General features: G+C 68.9%; 19 protein-coding genes. 6 read left to right on the top strand and 13 right to left on the bottom strand.

What is annotated here, in order from left to right; all coding sequences use genetic code 11:
• Positions 1-59: 59 nt before the first annotated feature.
• Positions 60-1,517, bottom strand: coding sequence for a tetratricopeptide repeat protein (locus LWW89_RS13945; protein WP_293265178.1), 1,458 nt, complete (start codon positions 1,515-1,517; stop codon positions 60-62).
• 245 nt (positions 1,518-1,762) lie between these two features.
• Between LWW89_RS13945 and LWW89_RS13950 the strand changes: the two genes are divergently transcribed.
• Both LWW89_RS13950 and LWW89_RS13955 read left to right on the top strand, forming a co-directional pair.
• On the top strand, positions 1,763-2,092 hold the full coding sequence (locus LWW89_RS13950; RefSeq protein ID WP_293265180.1) for a hypothetical protein: 330 nt from the start codon (positions 1,763-1,765) through the stop codon (positions 2,090-2,092).
• On the top strand, positions 2,079-2,594 hold the full coding sequence (locus LWW89_RS13955; RefSeq protein WP_293265182.1) for a DUF2127 domain-containing protein: 516 nt from the start codon (positions 2,079-2,081) through the stop codon (positions 2,592-2,594). Before LWW89_RS13950 ends, LWW89_RS13955 begins: the two co-directional genes overlap by 14 nt.
• On the opposite strand, the gene LWW89_RS13960 is transcribed toward LWW89_RS13955, so the two are convergent.
• Positions 2,591-3,082, bottom strand: a complete 492-nt coding sequence (locus LWW89_RS13960) for a chemotaxis protein CheX (protein ID WP_293265184.1) — start codon at positions 3,080-3,082, stop codon at positions 2,591-2,593. The two genes, LWW89_RS13955 and LWW89_RS13960, sit on opposite strands and share 4 nt — an antisense overlap.
• A 271-nt stretch (positions 3,083-3,353) precedes the next feature.
• Between LWW89_RS13960 and LWW89_RS13965 the strand changes: the two genes are divergently transcribed.
• Positions 3,354-4,370: a ChaN family lipoprotein gene (locus tag LWW89_RS13965; protein ID WP_293265186.1), complete on the top strand. Its 1,017-nt coding sequence runs from the start codon at positions 3,354-3,356 to the stop codon at positions 4,368-4,370.
• 82 nt (positions 4,371-4,452) lie between these two features.
• Here the strand turns inward: LWW89_RS13965 and LWW89_RS13970 are convergent, their stop codons facing one another.
• Positions 4,453-6,114, bottom strand: coding sequence for a methyl-accepting chemotaxis protein (locus LWW89_RS13970; RefSeq protein WP_293265188.1), 1,662 nt, complete (start codon positions 6,112-6,114; stop codon positions 4,453-4,455).
• A 182-nt stretch (positions 6,115-6,296) separates the two neighbouring features.
• Between LWW89_RS13970 and LWW89_RS13975 the strand changes: the two genes are divergently transcribed.
• On the top strand, positions 6,297-7,103 hold the full coding sequence (locus tag LWW89_RS13975) for a spermidine synthase (RefSeq protein WP_293265189.1): 807 nt from the start codon (positions 6,297-6,299) through the stop codon (positions 7,101-7,103).
• A gap of 7 nt (positions 7,104-7,110) precedes the next feature.
• Here LWW89_RS13975 and LWW89_RS13980 read toward each other — a convergent pair whose 3' ends face one another.
• Complete coding sequence (locus tag LWW89_RS13980) at positions 7,111-8,265, bottom strand: HD-GYP domain-containing protein (RefSeq protein WP_293265190.1); 1,155 nt, start codon at positions 8,263-8,265, stop codon at positions 7,111-7,113.
• 448 nt (positions 8,266-8,713) lie between these two features.
• Here LWW89_RS13980 and LWW89_RS13985 point away from each other — a divergent pair, with 448 nt between their 5' ends.
• Positions 8,714-8,974 (top strand): hypothetical protein, encoded by a 261-nt coding sequence (locus LWW89_RS13985; RefSeq protein ID WP_293265191.1) that lies wholly within the window; start codon positions 8,714-8,716, stop codon positions 8,972-8,974.
• Between the two features lie 245 nt (positions 8,975-9,219).
• On the opposite strand, the gene LWW89_RS13990 is transcribed toward LWW89_RS13985, so the two are convergent.
• The 9 genes from LWW89_RS13990 to nirB form a co-directional block, all read right to left on the bottom strand.
• Positions 9,220-10,050 (bottom strand): ABC transporter ATP-binding protein, encoded by an 831-nt coding sequence (locus LWW89_RS13990; protein ID WP_293265192.1) that lies wholly within the window; start codon positions 10,048-10,050, stop codon positions 9,220-9,222.
• A 25-nt stretch (positions 10,051-10,075) separates the two neighbouring features.
• Entirely contained in the window at positions 10,076-10,942 is an 867-nt protein-coding gene (ntrB, locus tag LWW89_RS13995) for a nitrate ABC transporter permease (RefSeq protein WP_293265193.1), read from the bottom strand.
• Positions 10,943-11,178: 236 nt separating this feature from the next.
• A complete protein-coding gene (locus LWW89_RS14000; protein WP_293265208.1) occupies positions 11,179-12,393 on the bottom strand; it encodes a CmpA/NrtA family ABC transporter substrate-binding protein in 1,215 nt (404 codons plus the stop codon).
• Positions 12,394-12,951: 558 nt separating this feature from the next.
• Positions 12,952-13,560, bottom strand: coding sequence for an ANTAR domain-containing protein (locus LWW89_RS14005; RefSeq protein ID WP_293265194.1), 609 nt, complete (start codon positions 13,558-13,560; stop codon positions 12,952-12,954).
• Positions 13,561-13,835: 275 nt separating this feature from the next.
• Entirely contained in the window at positions 13,836-14,234 is a 399-nt protein-coding gene (locus LWW89_RS14010) for a CbiX/SirB N-terminal domain-containing protein (RefSeq protein WP_293265195.1), read from the bottom strand.
• Positions 14,235-14,309: 75 nt separating this feature from the next.
• Positions 14,310-16,112: a bifunctional protein-serine/threonine kinase/phosphatase gene (locus LWW89_RS14015; protein WP_293265209.1), complete on the bottom strand. Its 1,803-nt coding sequence runs from the start codon at positions 16,110-16,112 to the stop codon at positions 14,310-14,312.
• 82 nt (positions 16,113-16,194) lie between these two features.
• Positions 16,195-17,409, bottom strand: coding sequence for a nitrate/nitrite transporter (locus LWW89_RS14020; protein ID WP_293265196.1), 1,215 nt, complete (start codon positions 17,407-17,409; stop codon positions 16,195-16,197).
• 44 nt (positions 17,410-17,453) lie between these two features.
• Positions 17,454-17,822, bottom strand: coding sequence for a nitrite reductase small subunit NirD (nirD, locus tag LWW89_RS14025; protein ID WP_293265197.1), 369 nt, complete (start codon positions 17,820-17,822; stop codon positions 17,454-17,456).
• A gap of 10 nt (positions 17,823-17,832) precedes the next feature.
• Complete coding sequence (gene nirB, locus LWW89_RS14030; protein WP_293265210.1) at positions 17,833-20,253, bottom strand: nitrite reductase large subunit NirB; 2,421 nt, start codon at positions 20,251-20,253, stop codon at positions 17,833-17,835.
• A 518-nt stretch (positions 20,254-20,771) separates the two neighbouring features.
• Between nirB and LWW89_RS14035 the strand changes: the two genes are divergently transcribed.
• Positions 20,772-22,730, top strand: coding sequence for a diguanylate cyclase (locus LWW89_RS14035; protein WP_293265198.1), 1,959 nt, complete (start codon positions 20,772-20,774; stop codon positions 22,728-22,730).
• Positions 22,731-22,756 lie beyond the last annotated feature (26 nt).

Genomic DNA, 22,756 nt, shown 5'->3' on the forward strand with positions numbered 1-22,756 from the left:
CGTGTTGCGGCCCCTTTCCGATCCACCGGCGCCGGTGCCAAAACCGGTGCTTCCCCGCCTCAGCCCCGCTGTGCCGCCAGCCGTGCCAGTTCCGCGGCCACCCGTTCGATCACCGGGCCCCATTGCCCCCGGCCGTTCTGGCGGAAGAGGCGGGTCGTCCCCGGGTACCAGGGGCAGTCGTCCCGCCCCGCCAGCCAACGCCAGTCGGGCAGGTCGTCGGCCAGCAGCACCCAGCAGGGCTTACCCAGGGCGCCGGTCAGATGGGCCATGGCCGTGTCGACGCTGATCACCAGGTCGAGGCCGGCAACGATGGCGGCGGAATCGCCGAAATCGGCGATCTCCCGGCCCAGGTCGAGCAATGGCAGCCCGGCCGGGGGATGGGCCGCCTCTTCCTCGCCGGCGCCTTTTTGCAGGCTGACGAAGCTCGCTCCCGCCACCGCCCCAAGGGGGGCCAGCACGTCCAGCCCCGGCAGGGAGCGGGCGGCGTCGTTCTCGAACCGGGGATTGCCCTTCCACACCAGCCCGACCCGCAGCCCCCGGCCCGGCAGCCGGGCGTTCCAGTAGCCGATCCGTTCCGGCGGCGGCGCCAGGTAGGGCAGCGCTGCCGGGATCGTCTCCAGGCGGGTGCCGCAAGCCAGGGGCAGGGAAAAGGGAAAGGTCCAGAAGTCCCAGTGTTGACCGGGGAGCGGCTCGCCCAGGGCCACCAGCTGGTCGACGCCGGCCAGGCTGGCGAACAGGGGCTTGAGGGCCGGCTGGCAGAGCAGGGTGACGTGCTTGGCGCCCCGGGCCTTGAGCAGGGGGACGTAGCGGCAGAACTGGATCATGTCGCCGTGGCCTCCCTCGACCCCGATCAGGATCGACTTGCCGTCCAGGTCTTCCCCCCGCCAGGGCGGGCAGCCCAGGTGGGGCGTGCAGTCCAGCAGCCATTCCCGGGCTTCCATGTGGTGCCAGCCTTCTTCGTAATCGCCCCGCAGCAGCAGTAGGTAGGCCAGGTTGTAGCGGGCCTTGGCGTAGGCCGGGTCCAGCCCCATGGCGGTGCGGTAGCACTGCTCCGCCTCGCGGTGGCGCTGCCGGCTGACCAGCACCACCCCCAGGTTGGACCAGGATGCCGGCAGGTGGGGCGCGATCCGGACCGCCTCCTGGAGCACGTCCTCGGCCTCGGCCAGGCGCCGGCGGCGGAACAGGAACAGCCCCAGGTTGAGGTGGGCTTGCAGCCAGGCTGGCGCCAAATCCCGGGCGCGGCCCAGGCAGGTTTCCGCATCGCCCAGGTTGCCCCGCTGTTCCAGCGCCAGCCCCAGGTTGCTCAGGGCCTCGGCATAGTTCGGGTCCAGGTGCAGTGCTTCGCGGAGGAAATCCTCGGCCCCGTCCAGGTCGCCGTTTTCCAGCCGCAGGGCGCCTTCGGCGCACAGCAGGGCGACGCTGCCGCCCAGCACGAAATCGTCCCCGTCCGGCGGACGGCCGGCGTCATGCGAATCGGCATGGGACGAAGGGGCGGAGGTCGGTTGCGCGGAATTCATGGCGTTGAGGCTCGGGCGCCACCCACAGTCCGGCCCCGGGAAGGGGACAACGGCCTGCCCGGCGCCCATGACGTTGTGCATTCGATGATAGGAGAAGAATGGCCGCAAGAGTACTGGAAAGCGGCCTTCCGCTTACGTTTGTAAGCGATCTTTTACACGCCCGCCCGGGTCGTCGTCCCAGGCGAAGGTGGGTAGAATCGCCCTGCTCGGGCACTGCCCCGTGCCCGACGCAATCCACGACCGCCATGACCACGCCCGCCACCCGGGAAGCCCGGGAACACGAACTCACGCTCCACGTCTTTTCCATTTCCGCCGGCCTGGTGGGGGTCTGCCTGACCGGCCTAGGCCTGATCAAGGTGATCACCCAGCGCAGCCAGATGGGCACCCTGGCCGACGACCTGCAGGCCGGGGACGCGGCCCTCTTCATGTGCTGCTGCTTCTTCGCCTTCTGGTCGTTCAAGACCCGGCACACCCGCCTGCGCCAGATGCTGCGCAATGTCCTCGATGGCCTGTTCATGCTCGCCCTGGCCCTGATGGTCGGGGTCTGCGGAGTGATCGTCTATGTCCTCGTCTGACGCCGCGCTCACGCCCGGCGCCCCGCAAGCCGCTCCCCGCGGGCTGCGCGCCATCGCCGCCATGGAGGCGCTCAAGGGCGCCCTGGTGCTGATCGCCGGCTTCGGCCTGTTGTCCCTGCTGCACCAGGACGCCCAGTCCGTGGCCGAGCACCTGGTGCACCACCTGCACCTGAATCCGGCGCGCCGCACGCCGCGCATCTTTCTCGAACTGGCCTCCCACGTCACCGACCAGCGTCTGTGGGGCCTGGCGGCCCTGGCCGCCCTCTACGCCTCGCTACGCTTCCTCGAAGCCTTCGGCCTGTGGCGCGGCTACGCCTGGGCCGAGTGGCTGGGCGCGGTGAGCGGCGGCATCTACGTCCCCCTGGAAGTGATAGAACTGGCCCGCCACGCCACCGCCCTGAAATTCGCCACCCTGGGCTTCAACCTGGTGGTGGTGGTGTACCTGGCCTGGGCGCTGTGGCGCCGCCGCCAGCAGCCGCCCCTGGCCGAAAGCCCCCGCTAGGCCGTCGCGCCGCCCCGTTCGAGCTGGATCACCAGATCGGCGCGATGGCCGTTCCACTCCAGGGGAACGGCCAGGGAGCGGCAGGCATCGCCCCGCAGCAGCGCCACCGGCGCACCGGCCCAACGGTGGTAGGCGGCGGGGACCGAAACGTCCAGGGATTCCCCGAAGTGGCGGCGGGCGCGGCCCGACAGAAGGCAGGCAATTTCGCCGACGATATCCGAATGGCGTTCGTCGCCATGGTCCGGCACGCCGGCAAGATGCAGCACCTGGGCGAGCATCGCCCGGGGTGCGCAGAAGCACACGGTGCCCCGCCAGCCGCCGGACAGGGTGATCAGCCCGTTGAAGTCGTTCCACAGCCGCTCCGCCCCCGTCGCCAACGGATAGGCCGCGCGCACCCGGGCGGCCTGGCCGGTGGCAGTGTGGAAATAGTCGACCAGGGCTTGGGAAAACACGCCGAGGTCATCCGGCGCGAGATCGGGATGGGGCATCGGTTCATCGACTCCATGACAGGCAGGGCGCCGATACCGGACGGATACCAGACCGGGACCGGCCATGGGCAGTTGCGGAACAGCAGGCCGGACATGGAAATCCCCTCTTCTCCGGCCCAGCCTCGTTGCCTAGGCTCTGGTGGCATGCTGCAAGCGGCCCATCCTGCCCGGGGGAAATTGCGGCTTAGTGACAGGTTCCTGACATTTCCTGTCAGCCTGCCCCCGTAGAATGGGCGCCGGCCTCCACGCTTCCCACGCCCTCCGTTTACCGATGCCCGCCGCCCCCGCCCGCCGCCTGCGCCGCTCCGCCGGACTCCTGGCGGCCCTCGCCCTGCTCGCAGCCGCCGGCCACGCACCCGCCGCCGGCACGCCGCGGGCGCCCCGGGCCGCCGGGCCATCGGTCAGCGCCGACCTGATCTGGGACACCCGGGCCCGCCGGGCCCTGACCCGGCAGGAACTGGAAGCCCTGCTGGCGCGCGCGCCCTACGTGCTCCTCGGCGAGGTGCACGACAACCGGGAACAGCACCGCCGCCAGCGCGAGTTGCTGGCCGCCATGCTCCAGTCCGGCCGGCGGCCGGCCCTGGTCATGGAACAGTTCGACAGCGAGCACCAGCACGCCCTGGAGGCGGCCCAGCACCGCCCCGAAGCCAGCCCCGAAACATTGCGCGACGCCGGGCGCTTTTCCACAGGATGGTCCTGGCCGGATTACGCGCCCCTGCTGTCCCTGGCCGTCGACCACCGACTGCCGGTGCGGGCCGGCAACGTGTCCCGGGAACGGGCCCAGCCGGTAGCCCGCCAGGGCTTCGCCGCCATTCCCGCCGACGAGCGCCGCTTGCTGGCCCTGGACGCGGGCTGGAGCGACGGCCAGGAACAAGCTCAACGCCAGGAGATCATCGACGGCCACTGCGGCCAGCTCGACAGCGATGCCGGGCGCCTGCTCGCCGCCCGCCTGGCGGCCATCCAGCGCTGGCGCGACGGCATGCTGGCCGAGGCCCTGCTGGAAAGCCCCGCCGATCAGGGGGGCGCCGTGGCTATCCTGGGTAACGGCCATGCCCGCCGCGACCTGGGGGTGCCGAACCGCACCGCCGCCCGAGGACTGCCCCCCGGTGCCATCCTGGCCATCGGCCAGATCGAATGGCGCAACGGCGTCACCAACCCGGCCGCCTATCCGGAGGCCCGGCCGGAACGCTACGACATCGTCTGGTTCTCGCCCCGGGAAGAGCGCCCCGACCCCTGCGCCAGTTTTGCCATGCCCAAGCGGCCGGCCGCCGGAGGCGACAAACCCTGACCTCCGCGGCCTGGCGCCAGCACGCCAGCACCAATGAAAACGGGGGCCGCAGCCCCCGTTTTCATTTACCCGGAAACCCGCGTCACACCCGGAAGCGGGCGATGGTCTGGCTGACTTCCTCGGCCAGGTGGTCGAGCTGCTGGGCGCCGGTGGAGGTGTTCTCGCTGGCGGCGTGGTTCTCGTCGGTCATCTGGGCGATCGATTCGACGTGCTTGGCGATCTCCTGGCTGGCCGCTCCCTGCTCCTTGAGGGCGTTGCTGATCTCGGTCACCGCGTTCACCACCTTTTGCACCGCTTCGCGGATTTCAGCGATGCGGTTGCCGGCGTCGTTGGCCAGGGACTGGCCTTCGTTCACCTGGGTCACCACCTGCTGCATCTCGCGCACCGCGCCGTTGGCCGCCGCCTGGATCTTGCCGATCAGCTGGCCGATGTCGCCGGTGGACTTGGTGGTGCGCTCGGCCAGCTGGCGCACTTCGTCGGCCACCACGGCAAAACCGCGCCCGGCCTCGCCGGCCCGGGCCGCTTCGATGGCGGCGTTCAGCGCTAGCAGGTTGGTCTGGTCGGCAATTTCCTTGATCACCTGGACCACGGCGGAAATCTGCTGGGATTCCTGGCCCAGGGTCTCGATCACCTGGGCGGCCTCGCCCACCGAGGAGGCGATGCCCTGCATGCCGCCCACGGTCTCGTCGATGATCCTCCCCCCTTCGTTGGAGATGTCGCCTGAGGTGCGCGCCAGATCCATGGCCGCTGCCGAGTTGTCGGCCACCAGGTTGATCGATACGGTCATCTGCTCGACCGCCGCCGCCATGCTGGAGGTGGAGCTGCTCTGGTTGGCCGAACTGAGCGCCACTTCCTGGGCCGCGTTGGCCACCGTGCTCACCGAACCGCGAATCTCGCCGACGTGGCTCTGGATCTCGCGCAGGGAGTCCTGGACGCTGCCGATCAGCGTATTGAAGGCGCCGACCATGGCGCCGATCTCGTCCTGGCTGACCACCGGGATACGGCGGGTGAAGTCGTTGTGGGCGGAAATGGCTTCAATCACCTCCTGGGTCGCTTTGAGCGGCCCCATGATGGCTCGGAACACCGAAAAACTGACCAGCAGCAGGATGACGACCCCGGCGGCGGCAACCACGATATCGGCAGTCTGCATCTCGGCAGCCGTGGCTTCGGCGGCCTTGCCCTGGACCCCGGCGTTGTCCACGTTGATCTTGACCAGGGCATTGAGCTTTGCCTCCGCCTCCTGGTAGAGCTTGCCCTGGCCTGCACCGGCCTTGTGGAAATCGGCGAACAGGGCCCGGTATTCGGCCTCGCTACCGCTCTTGGACAAGGCATCCAGGATCGCATCGCGCTTCTCGCCCCCGCTCCGCCAGGCGTTCCAACTGGCCTGGAAACTCTCCCAGGTCTTGCGTTCCTCATCGGTCATGGGCAGGGCCGCATACTTGGCCAGGGCATCCTCGGCCCGCTTCCACGCGGCCTTTTTCATCTCCAGGGATTTGGCGATTCCTTCGCGGGCCCGGTCGGAAAACTCCCGCTCCCACCCAGCCGCTTCGAACGCGCGCCGGGAAATATCCGTCTGGGCCTCGCTGGCCGTGAGCAGTTGAATGGCCGAGGGCATGCAATTGCTGGCGACTTCGGTCAGTCCCTTCTCAGTCTGCTTGACTCCATACAGCCCGGCTCCACCCACCAGCAACAATGCCAGTACGCCGCCAACGATAAGCAACAGTAATTTTTGTTTGATGGTCATTTTTAGTCTCGACTCCGCATCCCTGAAATTATTAGGTGCCTACTGAAGGCAACAGTCCGATTCTAGGGCTTTTGCCGAACCTGCTGGCGTCCGCTCCGACGACCGGCGAAAAACCTATGGGACAATGCCCTCCCCTGCCGGGGCTTCGCTCCCGGCGCTGTCGACCGATTCCTTGCCCTGCCATGCTGCGCCGTTCCCTCGATTACGACCTAAGCCACCCCATCGACATCAGCGAATCCTCCGGCGTGCGCTACCTGCACTTCGGCTCGGACTGGGTCCAGGGCGCCATGCGCATCCGCCGCCCCTACGACCTGGAGCTGGCCTACACCCGGGAGATGATGGCCGGGCTGCTGCTGCGCGGCGACGGCGAAGCCTGCCCGGAGCCCGCCGGCGGCTGGCCCCGCTCGGTGCTGCAGATCGGCCTGGGGGCCGCCTCCCTGACTCGCTGGCTGCACCACCATGTGCCGGGGGCCAAGCTGACCGTGGTGGAGATCAACCCCCGGGTGGTGGCCATGGCCGACCACATGTTCAAACTGCCGGAAGAATCGGAACGGCTGGAGATCGTCATTGCCGACGGCGCCGACTTCATCGCCGAGGCCACCCGGGCCTGGGACTGGATTCTCGTCGACGGTTTCGACCCGGACGCCCGCACCGGCCGGCTGGGAGACGAGACCTTCTTCGCCGCCTGCATGAAGCACCTGACCCGGCGCGGCCTGCTCACGGTGAATCTACTCGGGCGCAACCGGGGGTTCATGGGTAGCGTGGAGCGGCTGCGCAACGCCAGCGCCGGCCGCTCGGTGGTCTTTCCCTCCTGCGACAGCGGCAACGCGGTGGCCTTCGCGGCGACAGGCGATCCGGTGGCCGAGCCCCTGGTCGACCTGCGCCAGCGCGCCCAATCCCTCAAGGCCGCCACTGGTCTGGACCTGCTGCCCACCCTGTCGCGCCTGGAGCAATCGGGCAGCCTGGTGGGCGACGCCCTGGTGTTCTGACCCGGACCTAGCCCAGCCGGTCTTCGCCGAATTCGGCCTGGATGCGCTCGACCGCCTCGCGCTGGTCGAGCAGGGCCGCCACGCAGTCCGGGTCGAACTTGGGCCCGGACTGGCGCAGCAGCAGGCCGAACGCCTCGTCGTTGCTCCAGGCCTCCTTGTAGGGGCGCTTGCTGGTAAGGGCGTCGAACACGTCCGCCACGGCGCAGATGCGCGCTTCCAGGGGAATCGACTCCCCCGCCAGGCCCAGGGGGTAGCCCAGGCCGTCCGGGGTCTCGTGGTGGTGCAGGGCGATGTTGCGCAGCATGCCGGTGTGGGGCAGCCCGGCCAGACCGAACTGTTCCAGCATGGTGTCCACGATCTCCGCTCCCTTCACCGTGTGGGCCTGGATCGCCAGGAATTCGTCGTCGGTGAGGCGGCCGGGCTTTTGCAACAGGTCGTCGGGTACGGCGATCTTGCCGATGTCGTGAAGCGGGGCGAACTGGAAGACGTACTCGACGAAGGCATCGTCCCGCTCGTGCTGCGCCGCCACCTGCCGGGCGATCAGGCGGGAGTAGTGGGCCATGCGCTCCAGGTGGCTGCCGGTCTCGAAATCGCGACACTGGGCGATGTGGGTGACGGTGCGCACCGCCGAGAGCAGGGTGCGCACGCACACCAGTTCGGCCACCACCATCAGGCAGAGCAGGTGGCCCACCATGTTCAGGTAGTCGAGGGCCGGCTCGGTGAACACCCAGGGGGTGCGCGAATTGAAGAACAGGAAGCCGGCCAGTTCGCCGTGATTGACCAGCGGCATGGTGTAGCTGGCGGCGTAGCCCTGGCCCCTGATGCGCCGGCTGTGCTCGGCCTGGATCACCGCGTAGGCGCTCAGATCCTGCACCACCCGGGGCTTGCGGCTCAGGGCGATCTCGGACAGGGAGCGGGAGGCCGCCAGGGGGCTTTCGTAGAACGACAGGGGCTCGTCGCCACCGGAGGAATGCACGAAGGTCTTCAGCCGGTCGCTCAGGGGGTCGTAGGACACCACGGCGATGCGCTCGACGAAGGGCAGGCGCTCCCGCACCAAGGCGTGGAGACGGCGCAGGCGCGCGGCCAGCGGTGCAGGGTCGTGCACGATGTCGAGCAGGGTTTCGTGGTTGAACACCGGCGCACCGCCCGCGACGGCGGCCATGGCCGCTGCACCTGTCGTCGAAACCGCATCCTGGACCATGACCATTCCCTTTCCGATCGGCGACCGTCACCCCGGTGACGGAAGGCTGGGAATTATTCCCAACCCCAGCCAAGACCACAATATCGATATGGAATCATCGGACGCCACCGGCATCCGGCTTTCACCGGCCCCTGCCCGCCAAGCCAGGCAGGGCGCGCCCCCCGCCGGTCGGCGGGGACGCTCCTGTGGTTTACACGTAGCTTGCATTGCACCGCCGCACCAGCTATAAAAAACGAGTGCCCTCACCGAAAACGTCCGACAAAGAGGCGCACTTCCTAAAACACCATAAAGCCTTCCCTGCTGTCTGGCCTGCCGATCCGAACCACACCGTTTCGGGCGGCCCATTCAATCTGCAACGGAACGAGGCCCGGCCCGACTGGGGTGCGGGAACCCTTCCGAGGAGGTCGAGATGCTGTCACTGAAGGAATGCATGGAATTCAGCGATCTGGACGTCGATGAAGTCGCCGCCGTCGCCCATCACGAACACGTTCCCGATATCGTGGCCACCGAAATGGCCAATGAAATGCTGCAATCCACCGAAGGGCTATGCTGTCTGCACACGATGTTGCTGGACGACATCGAAAGCGCCCTGAATCACGCAGACTACGAGCTTGCCCGCGAACTGGTGGGTCACTACCAGCAGTTCTGCCACCGCCATCCCTTGCCGTAAGAAGCATCGCCATCGCCACACTCCGGCGATCCACCGCGCTGCGGCGCGCCCGGTTCCGCCGGCCGGGTACGAAATCATCGTTCCCGTTACTCGAATCCGTCTTTTCCGGTTCCCTCCGTACCCCTCGCGACGAGGGGCTTCATGTCGGCGTGCAGCCGGCAGGGCAGCGGCGGCACGGGTTTCCTGCCCGGCTGCCGCTCCCGCTTTTACCCCCTCTACTTTCGTATCCCCCCTCCTCTCCGGCCTCACGCCGCCAAGGGCTGGGGGTGGCGCTGCTTTTCGTAGAGGAAGGTGAGCACCGCCTGGCGGCAGGCCAGGTAGGTCGGATCGGCGGCCAGGGCCAGCCGGTCCCGGGGGCGGGCCAGGGGCACCGGCAGAATTTCGCCGATGGTGGCCGCCGGGCCGTTGTTGAGCATCACCACCCGGTCGGCCAGCAGCACCGCCTCGTCCACGTCGTGGGTAACCATCACCACCGTGGCCCGGGTGGCCTCGCAGATCTTCAGCAACTCGTCCTGCAACTTGGCCCGGGTCAGGGCGTCCAGAGCGCCGAAGGGCTCGTCCATGAGCAGCACCTTGGGCTCCATCGACAGGGCCCGGGCGATACCGACCCGCTGCTTCATGCCTCCGGAAATCTCGTGGGGGTACTTGGCGGCGGCGTGGGCCAGCCCCACCAGGGCCAGGGCGGCGTCGGTACGGGCCTTGAGCCTGGCCTTGCCTTCCTTGGCGCCAAATACTTTCTCCACGGCCAGGTGGATGTTGCCGAAGCAGGTCAGCCAAGGCAGCAGGGAATGGTTCTGGAACACCACCGCCCGCTCCGGGCCGGGCTTGGCGATCTCGCGGCCGTCGCAGATCAGGGCGCCGGCGGTGGGCACGGTCAGGCCGGCGATCAGGTTGAGCAGGGTCGATTTGCCGCAGCCGGAGTGGCCGATCAGGGTGATGAACTCGCCCTTGGCAATAGCCAGGTCGATGTCGCGCAGGGCGACGAAGCGGCCCTGCTTGGTGGCGAAGGCCTGCTCCACCCCCTGGAGGTGGACGAACTTGTCGGCGTGGCGGTCGATGGGTGTTGCGCTAACCATGGCAGCGTCTCCTGAAAGGGGGGAATCAGCGGGATTCGAAGGTGAAGCGCTTGGCCAGCAGCATCAGGCCCTGGTCGAGCAGCAGGCCGACGATGCCGATGACGCCGATGGCGATGAGGATGTGGGCGACGTTGAGGTTGTTCCACTCGTCCCACACCCAGAAACCGATGCCGACGCCGCCGGTGAGCATCTCCGCGGCGACGATCACCAGCCAGGCCACGCCGATGGACAGGCGCACCCCGGTGAGCACGGCGGGCAGCACCGCCGGCAGGAGGATGCGGGTGAACACCTGCCATTCGGACAGGGCCAGCACCCGGGCCACGTTCAGGTAGTCCTGGGGCACCTGCTTCACCCCGGCGGCGGTGTTGAGGATCATCGGCCAGATCGAGCAGATGAACAGGGTCCAGGTGGCCGCCGGGTCGGCCTTCTTGAACACCAGCAGGCCGATGGGCAACCAGGCCAGGGGCGACACCGGGCGCAGCAGGCTGATGATGGGCGAGAGCATGCGCGCCAGGAAATCGAAGCGGCCAATGAGAAAGCCGAGGGGAATGCCCACCGCCGCGGCGATGCCGAAGCCGATGCCGACCCGTTGCAGCGAGGCCAGCACGTTCCAGCCGATGCCCTGGTCGTTGGGGGTGTTGCGGTAGAAGGGGTCGCCAAACAGCTTGACCGCCTCCTGCCAGGTGGCCACCGGCCCGGGGATGCCGCTGCCGCCCGAGAGGGTGGCGACGTACCAGATGGCGACGAAGGCGGCCAGGCCGAGCAGGGGCGGCAGCACCGCCTTGACCAGGCGCAGAAGGGCGTCGCTCCCTTGGCCCTCCTTCCCCATCTTGCCGGAAAGCAAGGCGGGACGCGGGGTTTCAGAGGGTGTGGCCGGAGCGCTAGATTCCATGCGGCTCTCCAATGGGGATGCCTGAAGATTTGCGTCCAGCCTCGCTTCCAGGGCAGGGGGGGGTTGCCGTCGGTGGGGCGGCGGCGGCCGGATCGCCCAGGGGCAGGGCGTCGGCGGTGGCGCTGTAGGTGGTCATGGCGGACTCCTTCTCATGCAATCAATTCGGTGGTGCAGCGCGGGGCGGGGCGGGCAGCTCGCGTCGTCCTGCCCGCCCCGCACGGAGCAACCCATCGCAGTCAGGCGTGGACCTTGAAACCGTCGGCGTACTTCTTCGGGTCCTTGCCATCCCAGACCACCCCGTCGATCAGCTTCGAGGTGCGCATCTCGCTCTTGGGCAGGGCCACGCCGGCGGCCTGGGCCCCCTGGGTGTAGAGGTCGATGCGATTCACCTTCCTGGCCACCGCCAGGTAGTCCGGGTGTTCCTTGAGCAGGCCCCAGCGCTTGTGCTGGGTGAGGAACCACATGCCGTCGGACAGGTAAGGGAAGTTCACCGTCCCGTCGTTGAAGAATTTCATGTGGTTCTTGTCGTCCCAGCTCTTGCCCAGGCCATTGCTGTAGCGGCCCAGCATCCGTTCCAGGATCACCTCGGGGTCGGTGTTCACGTAGGACTTCTGGGCGATGGTCTCGGCGGTGGCGCGCCGGTTGGCGAGCGACCCGTCGATCCAGCGGCTGGCGTCGAGAATGGCGGCGATCATCGCCCGGCTGGTGTTGGGGTGCTTGCTGGCGAAGTCGGCGGTGGTGCCCAGCACCTTCTCCGGGTGATCCACCCACACCTCCTGGGTGGTCACGGCGGTAAAGCCGATCTTGTCCATGATCGCCCGGTTGTTCCACGGCTCGCCGACGCAAAAGCCGTCCATGTTGCCCACCCGCATGTTGGCCACCATCTGCGGCGGCGGTACGGTGATGGTCTTCACGTCCTTCAACGGGTTGATGTCGTGGGCCGCCAGCCAGTAGTACAGCCACATGGCGTGGGTGCCGGTGGGGAAGGTCTGGGCGAAGGTGAGTTCGGCGCCGGCCCCGGGCTTGCCGGCGATCAGCTTCTTCAGGCTGGCCCCGTCGGTGACGCCCAGGTCGCGCAGCTTGTTGGCCAGGGTGATGGCCTGGCCGTTCTGGTTGAGGCCCATCAGCACCGCCATGTCCTTCTTCGGCCCGCCGACGCCCATCTGCACGCCATAGACCAGGCCGTAGAGGACGTGGGCGGCGTCCAGCTCGCCGTTGACCAGTTTGTCGCGCACGGCGGCCCAGGAGGCCTCCTTGCTCGGGATGATCTTGATGCCGTACTTCTCGTCGAACTTGTTCACCGCCGCCATCACCACCGAGGCGCAGTCGGTAAGGGGAATGAAGCCGATGCGCACCTCCTTCTTCTCCGGTGCGTTGGCCGTGCCGGGAACCGGCCCGGCGGCCCGGGCCTCGCCCGGCACCAGACTGCCCACCCCGGCGCTCACCCCCATCCCCAGCACGCCGGCGCCGGCGGACAGGCGCAGCCCGGCGGTGAGGAAGGAACGGCGTTCGGCATTGATGGCGGCCGGCATGGCAGCGTCGGCGGCGTCGGCAGCGGGAAAGCGATTCAAGCGGTTCATGTGCGGCTCCCTGGCAGATGGAAAAACAGGCGTCCGGGTAAAAAAGACGGCGTCACACCCCGGCAGGAGGAGGTGTTCCGCCGGGATGGACGCCGTTGTCCAAGCCACTCGACCGCGCCGCCCTTGGCACGGTCGATCCTTATTTAGCAACCGCCGTGCCACTCGCCAAAAAAACCCGCAACCCGTTGTTTACAAATGGTTTACAAACCTCCGGCGGCTCTCCTGGAAAAACGGCTCCGGCACCCGAACCGTGCCTTTTCCTGACCGTCACCTGCCGCCATGCACAAAAACGGGGAGGCAATTCCGGCCCGTTCCCAGCTCACGGGGCAACGCCCCCCGCCCCGGCCGGACAAAGCCGGGCAAAAAAAGCGGGCTCCCGCAGGAGCCCGTTCAAGGTGAAACGGAGGAGATCACTACGCGAAGATCGCGTCACAACAACAACCGCGCCGTTTCCAGCACGTTCTGCGCCACTGTCCCGATAGGCTGGCCCCGATCCATGGCCAGCTTGCGGAGCAGCTTGTAGGCCTCGTCTTCGTCGAGGCCCTTGAGCTTCATGAGCAGCCCCTTGGCCTGTTCCACCAGGCGCCGCTCGGACAATTTCTTCTGGGTTAGCACCAGCTCCCGCTTGAGGGCCTGTTCGGCCTCGAAGCGGGCCAGGGCCACGTCCATCACCGGCTTGACCCGGGCCGGTTCCAGGCCGTCCACCACGTAGGCGGCGACGCCGGCCTTCATGGCATCGCGGATGCAGTCCTGGTCGCCCTCGTCGGCGAAGATCACCACCGGCCGGGGCATGTCCCGGTTCATGGCCGCCAGGTGCTCCAGGGTGTCCCGGGACGGGTTGTCGGTGCCGATCAAGATCATGTCGGGCTTGAGGACCTCCACCTGGCGCGCCAAGTCCTCGGCCCCAGCCAGCACCGCCGCCACCTGGCAGCCGGCCATGGCCAGGCCGGCGCACAGCTCGGCGCCGCGACGGTGCGACTCGTCGATCACCAGCACCCGCAGGGCAGCCGTAGCGGCAGGAGGAGAAAGGGGCTTCATGGGCGAGAAAAACGCGGCACGGGATCGGAAGCGGAAATTCAGGACTCGGGAGTCGAGACCCGCCGGCCTGGGCCGACGGGTGGTTCGCCAAGCATTCAGCAAGACCCGGGCCAGAAACCCGTTTCTTTTAAATCAAGGCGTTGGCAAATCCCCAGGGCCGTTCCCGAATAATCCGCGCACCAATACGGTGCCGCGCCCGGTCCCCACGCCCGGCCTTGGCACGGCTACGGGGTGGCGCCAGGCCCGCAGGTGCCGCGGGCGGCGGAACGGGATGATCAGGCCGCCGAAACGATGCCCGGGATGGCGTCCAGTTGCGCCAGGGCATGGCCGGCCATGGCCGCCACCACGGCGGGGGCTTCGCCCACCGGCGGCGCCAGGTCGAGGCGCAGGCCCGGATGGCGGGCGCGCAGGGCGTCGAGCAGCAGGGGCAGATCGCGCTTGAGGTGACCGCCCTGGGCGATGAACAGGGGCACCACGGCGATGTGGCGGATGCCCTCGCCCACCAGGGCATCCGCGCAGGATTCCAGGCCCGGGGCCATGAATTCGAGAAAGGCCAGCTCGACCCGGGTGCCGGGGGAGCGGGCCAGGATGACGTCGCGCACCCGGTGCATGGGCAGGGCCCATTCCGGGTCCCGGGCACCGTGGGCGAAGAGGATGAGGGCGGGAGTGGTCATAAGGGTTCCGAGGATAGCACCGTGCACGCCCCCCGGGGGTGGCCTGCACCGGGGAGCGGCGGTCGGGTCAGACGCTCAACGCCCCAGCAGCCACAGCAGCAGGAGCAGGTTGATGCCCAGGGAAACCGCCGCCAGGCCGCGCCAAAAGGCTAGGCCGTGGCGCGCCAGCCAGGGGCGCGGGCGATGGCGGGGCACCGCATCGGGCCGGGCCGCCCCCCGTTCCAGGGCCAGGAGGAATTCCTCGGCGGTCTCGAAGCGCCCCGCCGGCTCTCGGGCCACCGCCTTGAGCAGCAGGCCTTCCAGCCAGGCCGGCACGTCAGGCCGGTAGCGCGACGGGGGAACCGGCTCGCCGAAGCGGGGATGCTGGAACGGCTCGATCTCGCCGTAGGGGTAGCGCCGGGTGAGCAGGTGGTAGAGGGTGACGCCGGCCGCGTACAGGTCGTGGCCGGGGGTGACGACAACGCCATCGAACAGCTCCGGGGCCATGAACGACGGGGTGCCCGGGGTCTCCCGCTGGGCATGACCGGCTTCGCCGCTGCCGCCCTCCCCCTCGCCGGAACTGATCGACACGCCCAGGTCGAGCAAGCGCAGCCGGCCGTCCTGGCCCAGATGGACGTTGGCCGGCTTCACGTCCCGGTGGGCGATCTCCAGGCGGTGCAGGGCAGCCAGGGCCTTGAGCAGGCGGATGCCGTGCTGCACCACCTCGGCGGCGGGGAAATGGCGGCCTGCGTCCAGGTGGTCCTGGAGGGAGGCCCCCTCGTGCCAGGTCATCAGGAAATACAGGCAGCTGCGCCGCTCTGTCGGCACCACTTGGGGAAAGAACGGGGCGACGACGCGGCGGCCGCGCCATTCCTCGGCCACCAGCCGGGCCGCCTCGTGGTGGTCCCCAGCCAGTTCCGGGCGCAGGGTCTTCATCACCAGCTGCTGGCCGGTGCGGGTGTCGCGCACCCGGTACAGGAGGGTGAGGCGCGAATCCCGCAGCACCGCCTCCACCAGCAGGCCGTCCAGGGTCTGGCCAGGCTTGAGCCGGGGCGGCAGGGGCAGGCGCGCCTCGGCCTCCAGGGAATCGAGCAGGCGGCCGCTGGGCAGGGACTGAACCGCCAGGACCACGGCGCTGGCGTTGTCGCTGCCGCCGGCGGCCAGGGCCAGGCTGGCCAACCCGGCGGCCGCCTGCTGGGGATCGGGCTGGTGCAGCAGCACCTCCCGCAACCGGGCGTCGGGCAGCATGCCCCATACGCCGTCGGTGAGCAGCAGGAAGCGGTCGCCGGCCTGGAGGGCGCCCTCGCCGAAATCCGGGGCGAGGAAGGCGTCCAGCCCCACCGCCCGGGACAGCACGTGGCGCAGTTCCGGATGTTCCCAGGTGTGGTCGCTGGTCAGGCGGATCAACTGGCCGTCGCGCAGCAGGTAGATGCGGCTGTCGCCGACGTGCACCGTGTAGTAGCGCCGCCCGCGCAGCACCAGGGCCGTCAGGGTGGTGGCCATGCCCGCCAGGGAACGGTCCCGGGCGGCCTGGGCCAGCACCCAGCGGTTGAGGGCCTGCACCACCTTGTCCAGGGCCTGGAGTACCGACCAGGTGTCCGGCGTGGCGTAGTAGTCGCTCAAGAGGCCGCGCACCGTGTATTCGGCCGCCTCCCGCCCGCCCTGATGGCCGCCCACGCCGTCGGCCACCGCCGCCATCAGCCCCTTGTGGGCCAGGATGCGGCCTTCCGGGGTGACCACGCCGCAGAAATCCTCGTTACGCACCCGGGGGCCGGTGAGGGACGCGTGCCCCACCTGCACCACCAGCCCGCCGCCTGGAACGGCGGCGGGCTGGACGGTTGGCGCGGCACCGGCGGCAGGCGCCGGGGAGGCCGAGGGGGAGGCGGGCAGGTTGGGCATGATCTTCACTCTAGAATCGCCCCGCCGGCTGCGCAGCCCCGCCAAGGTGACCGAGATGTAACAGATGTAAGCACTGTCGCCGTCAGATGCGCGCCGCCGACAGGTGGGCGGCGCCCCAGGTGGTGCGCCAGCGGGACTTCACCCCGGTCAGGCCGGCCAGGGCCACCAGGGCCAGGCCGGCGAAGGCCAGCAGCCCCGGCCCGTAGCTGCCGGTGAGCTGCCTGGAAAGGCCCAGGCTGGACGCCAGATAGAAGCCGCCGATGCCGCCGGCCATGCCCACCAGCCCGGTCATCACGCCGATCTCCTTGCGGAAGCGCTGGGGCACCAACTGGAACACGGCGCCGTTGCCCATGCCCAGGGCCAGCATGGCGGGCACGAAGGCCGCCACCGCCATCCAGGCCCGGGGCAGCCCGGTGCTGGCCAAGGCGAGGAAGAGCGCCGCCAGCAGGTACATGACGGTGAGGGTCCGCACCCCGCCGATGCGGTCGGCCAGGTTGCCGCCGATGGGCCGCACCATGCTGCCGGCGAACACGCAGGCGGCGGTGAAGTAGCCGGCGGTGCGGGCATCCAGGCCGTACTGGGCGTTGAAGTAGATGGTCAGGGACGAGGCCAGGCCGACGAAGCCGCCGAAAGTCACCGCGTAGAAAAACATGAACCACCAGGCGTCCTTGTCGCGCAGCACCTTCAGGTATTCCCCCGGGGACTTGGCCGGAGGCGCCCCCGGGGCATCCTTGGCCAGGGCCAGGTAGAGAACCAGGACCAGGCACAGGGGGATCAGGGCCAGGCCGAAGACGTTGCCCCAGCCGTGGCTGGCGGCCAGGCCGGGGGCGAACAGGGCGGCCAGGGCGGTGCCCGAGTTGCCTGCCCCGGCGATGCCCAGGGCGGTGCCCTGGTGCTCCGGCGGATACCAGCGCGAGGCCAGGGGCAGGGCCACGGCGAAGGACGCCCCGGCCACGCCGAGGAAAACACCCAGCACCAGCACCTGCTCGAAGCTGTGGATGCCGAAGCGCCAGGCCACGGCCAGGGCGGCGATCACCACCACCTGGCCGACGGCGCCGGTGCGCTTGGGCCCGAGGGAATCCACCAGCAGGCCCATCACCAGGCGCAGCACGGCCCCGGCCAGCACCGGGGTGGCCACCATCAGGCCCTTTTCGGCGTGGGTCAGGTGCAGGTCCTGGGCGATCTGCACTCCCAGGGGGCCGAGGATGACCCAGACCATGAAGGCCAGGTCGAAGTACAAAAAGGCGGCCAGCAGGGTGGGCGGATGGCCGGCCTTGAGAAAGGATTGCTTGTCCATGACGAGTCCCTCGTAACGGGATGAAAAAAGGACCGGGGCTGCGCCTAGAGCGCCAGCCACACCGCTCCGTCGTCCACCTTGACAGCAAAGGTGGCGCAGCGGCCCACGTCCGGGGCCGCGGCCTGGCCGTCGTCCAGGCCCAGGTTCCAGCCGTGCAGCGGGCAGGTCACCTGGCGGCCGTGGACGATGCCCTGGGACAGGGGGCCGCCCTTGTGGGGGCAGTGGTCGTGGAGGGCGAAGACCTGGTCGTCGGCGGTGCGGAACACGGCAATGGCGGGCTTGCCCCGGGGCTTGACCACCCGGCTGCCGAGGCGGGGGATCTCGTCCACCCGGCAGATGCGCGTCCAGGGCCCGGGGGGGCGGTCCACGGCGGTGCCGGGGATGGCCGCTGAAATGGCGATGGCGTCGTTCATGGCGTTTTCCTCAAACCTCGATGGTGGAAAATTCGTACCGCTCGGCACCCTGCACCCGTTCCAGCCAGGGGTCGGGCAGATCCTTGAGGGCGTCGATGAGGCGGGCGTAGAGCTGGCGGCGGCCTTCGCCGTCCTCGACGACGCGGCGCTTGACGTAGTCCAGGCCGACCCGCCGCACGTAATGGACGGTGCGCTCCAGGTAGAAGCCCTCTTCCCGGTAGAGCTGGAGGAAGGCGCCGGCGTATTCCTTGACCTCCTCGTCGCTCTTCACCTTGACCAGGAACTCGGCCACCTCGGTCTTGATGCCGCCGTTGCCGGCCACGTACAGCTCGTAGCCTGAATCGACGCCGATCACGCCCACGTCCTTGATGCCGGCCTCGGCGCAGTTGCGCGGGCAGCCGGAGACGGCCAGCTTGACCTTGTGCGGGCTCCACATGCCGAACAGCATGCGTTCGAGCTTGACCCCCATGTCCATCGACTTCTGGGTGCCGAAGCGGCAGTGTTCGGAGCCGACGCAGGTCTTCACGGTGCGGATCGACTTGCCGTAGGCGTGGCCCGAGACCATGCCGGCGGCGGCAAAGTCGGCCCACATTTTCGGCAGGTCGCCCTTCTTCACCCCGAGCAGGTCGATGCGCTGGCCGCCGGTGACCTTGAGGGTGGGCACGTCGTACTTTTCCGCCGCGTCGGCGATGGCGCGCAGCTCGGCCGGGGTGGTCAGGCCGCCCCACATGCGCGGCACCACCGAGTAGGTGCCGTCCTTCTGGATGTTGGCGTGGGCCCGCTCGTTGATGAAGCGGCTCTGGGGATCGTCCTCGGCCTCATGGGGCCAGGTGGAGATCAGGTAGTAGTTGAGGGCCGGGCGGCACTTCTCGCAGCCGTCCGGGGTCTTCCACTCCAAAAAGTGGCGGACGGCGGCACCGCTGGTCAGGTGCTGCTCGCGGATAGCCCGACGCACCGCCTCGTGGCCGTGGTCGGTGCAGTGGCAGATGGGCTTTTTGTCGGAGGCCGCCGGGGTATAGGCGCCGCCGATGGTAGAGGCGATGATCTGTTCCACCAGGCCAGTGCAGGAGCCGCAGGAGCCCGAGGCCTTGGTGCATTTGCGCACCTCGTCCAGGGTGAACAGGCCCTTCTCCTTGATGGCCTTGACGATGGTGCCCTTGGTGATGCCGTTGCAGCCGCACACCTCGGCGTCGTCGGCCATGGCCGCGGCGCTGTTCTGGCCCTGATGGCCCGCGTCGCCGGCCAGGGACTGGCCGAAGATCAGCCGGTCGCGCTGCTCGTGCACGTCGCGGCCGTCCTTGAGCAACTGGAAGTACCAGGGGCCGTCGGCGGTGTCGCCGTACATCACGCCACCCACCAGCTTGTTGTCCTTGAGCACCAGCTTCTTGTAGACGCCGCCGGCCGGGTCGTGCAGGACGATTTCCTCTGTGCCCTCGCCGCCCATGAAATCGCCGGCGGAAAACAGGTCGATGCCGGTGACCTTGAGCTTGGTGGAGGTGACCGAGCCCTGGTAGCGGCCGATGCCGTAGTGGGCCAGGTGGTTGGCGCACACCTTGGCCTGCTCGAACAGGGGGGCCACCAGACCGTAGGCGATGCCGCGGTGGCTGACGCACTCGCCCACGGCGTAGATGCGCGGGTCGAAGGTCTGCAAGGTGTCGGAAACGACGATCCCCCGGTTGCAGTGGATGCCGGCGGATTCGGCCAGGGCGGTGTTGGGGCGGATGCCCACGGCCATCACCACCAGGTCGGCGGGAATCTCCAGGCCGTCCTTGAAGCGGATGGCACGCACCCGGGTACCAGACTCGTCGGCGATCAGGGCCTCGGTCTGGGCCGGGATGAGGAACTTCAGGCCGCGCTCTTCGAGGGACTGTTGCAGCATGTGCCCGGCCACCTCGTCGAGCTGGCGTTCCAGCAGCCAGGGGCCGAGGTGCACCACGGTCACGTCCATGCCGCGCAGCTTGAGGCCGTTGGCCGCCTCCAGGCCGAGCAGGCCGCCGCCGATGACCACCGCGTGGCGGCGGGTCTTGGCCGCTTCGATCATGGCGTCGGTGTCGGCAATGTCCCGGTAGGCGATCACCCCGTCCAACTCGTTGCCCGGCACCGGCAGGATGAAGGGGGTTGAGCCGGTGGCCAGCAGCAGCCGGTCGTAGGGGGCAACGGTGCCGTCCTCGGCGATCACCAGGCGCTTGGCCCGGTCGATCCGCACCACCTTCTTGTTCACGTGCAGGGCGATGCCGTTGTCGGCGTACCAGGCCAGGTCGTTGAGGACGATCTCGTCGAGCTTCATCTCCCCGGCCAGCACCGGCGAGAGCAGGATGCGGTTGTAGTTGGGGTGGGGCTCGGCGCCGAACACGGTGATGTCGTAGTGGTCCGGGGCGATCTTGAGCAGCTCTTCCAAGGTGCGGCAGCCGGCCATGCCGTTGCCGACCATGACCAGGCGGGGCTTGGCGGCCGCGCCGGCGACGGGGGAGGCGGGAGCGGAGGAAGCCGTGGAAACGGAAGTGGCGGCGGACGACGGGATGGGCGCGTTCATGGCGGCGACTCCTGGTGTGCGGGCTCCGCCGCGGAGGGCGGGAGCGGTTGAAACGGGAAAAGGCGTTTCAGCACATGACGTCGATGTCACGTCGGTAGGACGTCGCGGTCGCCGTTGATCGCGAGTGGGCTGCTGATTCCGATTGAGCAACCGCCGTGCCAACCCCGGCCCCGGCGCGCGTCGCCCGGCCCAGGGCGGCGGCTGCCGCACCCTGGCCATCGCGGCCCGCCGTTCTCCGCACCAGGGCCGGGACGGAAGCCGGCCCCAGGCCGTCCCGGCGCACCACGGCGGTGCATTCCCTGTTGATCCCGCCTGCACCCGCCGCCCATTCGGACGAACCATCCCCACCGCGTGACAAACGGTGCGGCAAGGCCCATGGCAATGAACTAGAAAGAGAAAAGAGGGACTCTATTCTTATGAACACCGCGCCCGACCGGCCCCCCGACCCGCTCCCCTCTTCCGCACCTGCCGATGCAGCCTGCCGCATCGGCAGGTGCGGTTTGCGCCAGGGAGAACATCCCCGCCACACCTTGTGGGGGATGGGTGGTCTGTTGCTGCTCGCCGCCCTGGCCCTGGCCGTCTATACCCTGGTGTCTCTGCGCATGGAGACCCTGGAGGCCGGACGGCGGACCGCCGAGGTGGTGAACCTGGCCCTGGGCGAACAGATCGAGCTGACCCTCGAAGCGGTGGACCTGACCCTGAAAGGCGCCCGGGACAGCCTGTACCGCCAGGGCCGGGACGCCAGCGCCCTGAATTCTCCCCAGCGGCTGGAGGAATCCCTGCGCGACCACCGGGCCGGCGTGCCCAGCATCACCGCCCTGTTCGTCACCAACGACCACGGCGACCTGATCGCCTATTCCGGCCCCGTTCCCGGCACCCGGATCAACGTCAGCGACCGGGACTACTTCCTCGCCCAGGCGACGCGCCGGGACACGGGCCTGTACATCTCCACAGCTTTCACCGGGCGCATAAGCCAGCGCTGGCAGATCGCCCTGAGCCGCCGGCTGGAGGACGGCGGCGGCAAGTTTCTCGGCGTGATCGTCGCCGCCATCGACATCAGCTATTTCGAGACCTTTTTCACCTCCGTGCTGCCCCAGAAAGACAGCTCCGCCCTGCTCTTCCGCCAGGACGGCCGCCTGCTGGTGCGCAGCCCCCGGGTCGAATCGGCCTTCGCCCGGGACTTCCGCCATACCGAGCTGTTCACCCAGATCGACCTGCCCAAGCGCCAGGGCACCTACGAGGCCGTCAGCAACATCGACGACCGCCCCCGGCTGGTCAGCTTCCGCGTCGGCGAGCGCTTCCCGGTGATCAGCACCGTCTCCCTGGACCTGCACGAACTGCTCAGCCCCTGGCGCCTCAACGCCTGGCGGATCGGCCTCACCGCCGCCGTCAGCATCGGCCTGTTCGCCGGGCTGCTCTCGGTCATCAACCGCCAGCTGCGCCAGATGGAACGGCAGAGCGAGGAACTGGCCGCCAGCGAGGAACGCTTCCACCACCTGGTCGAGCACGGCGCCGACACCCTGCTGGTGCTCGACGAGGTCGGGCGGATCGTCGAGGCCAACCGCCAGGCCTGCACCAGCCTGGGCTACCGGCGCGAAGAACTGATCGGCTGCAACATGGACAGGATCGAGGTGAGCGCCAGTTGCCCGCCCGAGCCGGACGGGACGCCGCCGGCCGAGGACGGCACCACCACTGCCGAGGCCCGCTACCGCCGGGCCGGCGGCGAGGAATTTCCGGTGGAGGTGCGTTCGAGCACGGTGCGCCTGGGCGGGCGCCCCCTGCTGCTAATCCAGGCCCGGGACATTTCCGAGCGCAAGGCCTTGCAGGAGTTGCTCGAACGGGCCGCCAAGTACGACAGCCTGACGGGGCTGCCGACCCGGCCGGTGTTCATCGACCGGGCCGAGCAGGCCCTGGTGATGGCCGGGCGCATGCACCGCCAGGTGGGATTCCTGTTCATCGACCTGGACCGTTTCAAGGCGGTGAACGACCGGCTGGGCCACGCTGCCGGCGACGCGGTGCTCAAGGAATCGGCGGTGCGCCTGACCGCCTGCCTGCGCCAGATGGACACGGTGTGCCGCTTCGGCGGCGACGAATTCGTGGTGCTATTGCCCGAGGTGGACGGGGAAGAGGACGTGCGGGTGGTGGCGGAAAAGATCCTGCAATCCTTTTCCGAGCCCTTCCAGCTCGGGGCGGCGGCCATGAGCGTCACCGCCAGCGTCGGCATGGCCCTGTTCCCCGAGGATGGCCAGGACGCGGAAGAACTGCTCTGCCACGCCGACGCCGCCATGTACCAGGCCAAGCAGGCCGGGCGCAACGACCTGCGCGCCTACCACCCGGCCCCGGCGGCGCCCCCCGGGGAAGCCCATGAATCCTGACGGCGGCCGATCCTTGGCTATCTTGC

Source organism: Oryzomicrobium sp. (assembly GCF_021287045.1).
Lineage (GTDB): Bacteria > Pseudomonadota > Gammaproteobacteria > Burkholderiales > Rhodocyclaceae > Oryzomicrobium.

Excerpts from the sequence above, each read along its gene's own strand:
- LWW89_RS13985 (WP_293265191.1), top strand. The coding sequence starts at position 8,714 with ATGCTGTCACTGAAGGAATGCATGGAATTCAGCGATCTGGACGTCGAT.
- LWW89_RS13990 (WP_293265192.1), bottom strand. The coding sequence starts at position 10,050 with ATGGTTAGCGCAACACCCATCGACCGCCACGCCGACAAGTTCGTCCAC.
- LWW89_RS14020 (WP_293265196.1), bottom strand. The coding sequence starts at position 17,409 with ATGGACAAGCAATCCTTTCTCAAGGCCGGCCATCCGCCCACCCTGCTG.
- LWW89_RS13970 (WP_293265188.1), bottom strand. The coding sequence starts at position 6,114 with ATGACCATCAAACAAAAATTACTGTTGCTTATCGTTGGCGGCGTACTG.
- LWW89_RS13945 (WP_293265178.1), bottom strand. The coding sequence starts at position 1,517 with ATGAATTCCGCGCAACCGACCTCCGCCCCTTCGTCCCATGCCGATTCG.
- LWW89_RS13975 (WP_293265189.1), top strand. The coding sequence starts at position 6,297 with ATGCTGCGCCGTTCCCTCGATTACGACCTAAGCCACCCCATCGACATC.
- LWW89_RS13955 (WP_293265182.1), top strand. The coding sequence starts at position 2,079 with ATGTCCTCGTCTGACGCCGCGCTCACGCCCGGCGCCCCGCAAGCCGCT.
- nirB (WP_293265210.1), bottom strand. The coding sequence starts at position 20,253 with ATGGTCGGCAACGGCATGGCCGGCTGCCGCACCTTGGAAGAGCTGCTC.
- LWW89_RS13950 (WP_293265180.1), top strand. The coding sequence starts at position 1,763 with ATGACCACGCCCGCCACCCGGGAAGCCCGGGAACACGAACTCACGCTC.
- LWW89_RS13980 (WP_293265190.1), bottom strand. The coding sequence starts at position 8,265 with ATGGCCGCCGTCGCGGGCGGTGCGCCGGTGTTCAACCACGAAACCCTG.
- LWW89_RS14010 (WP_293265195.1), bottom strand. The coding sequence starts at position 14,234 with ATGACCACTCCCGCCCTCATCCTCTTCGCCCACGGTGCCCGGGACCCG.
- LWW89_RS13960 (WP_293265184.1), bottom strand. The coding sequence starts at position 3,082 with ATGCCCCATCCCGATCTCGCGCCGGATGACCTCGGCGTGTTTTCCCAA.
- nirD (WP_293265197.1), bottom strand. The coding sequence starts at position 17,822 with ATGAACGACGCCATCGCCATTTCAGCGGCCATCCCCGGCACCGCCGTG.
- ntrB (WP_293265193.1), bottom strand. The coding sequence starts at position 10,942 with ATGGAATCTAGCGCTCCGGCCACACCCTCTGAAACCCCGCGTCCCGCC.
- LWW89_RS13965 (WP_293265186.1), top strand. The coding sequence starts at position 3,354 with ATGCCCGCCGCCCCCGCCCGCCGCCTGCGCCGCTCCGCCGGACTCCTG.
- LWW89_RS14035 (WP_293265198.1), top strand. The coding sequence starts at position 20,772 with ATGAACACCGCGCCCGACCGGCCCCCCGACCCGCTCCCCTCTTCCGCA.
- LWW89_RS14000 (WP_293265208.1), bottom strand. The coding sequence starts at position 12,393 with ATGGGGGTGAGCGCCGGGGTGGGCAGTCTGGTGCCGGGCGAGGCCCGG.
- LWW89_RS14005 (WP_293265194.1), bottom strand. The coding sequence starts at position 13,560 with ATGAAGCCCCTTTCTCCTCCTGCCGCTACGGCTGCCCTGCGGGTGCTG.
- LWW89_RS14015 (WP_293265209.1), bottom strand. The coding sequence starts at position 16,112 with ATGCCCAACCTGCCCGCCTCCCCCTCGGCCTCCCCGGCGCCTGCCGCC.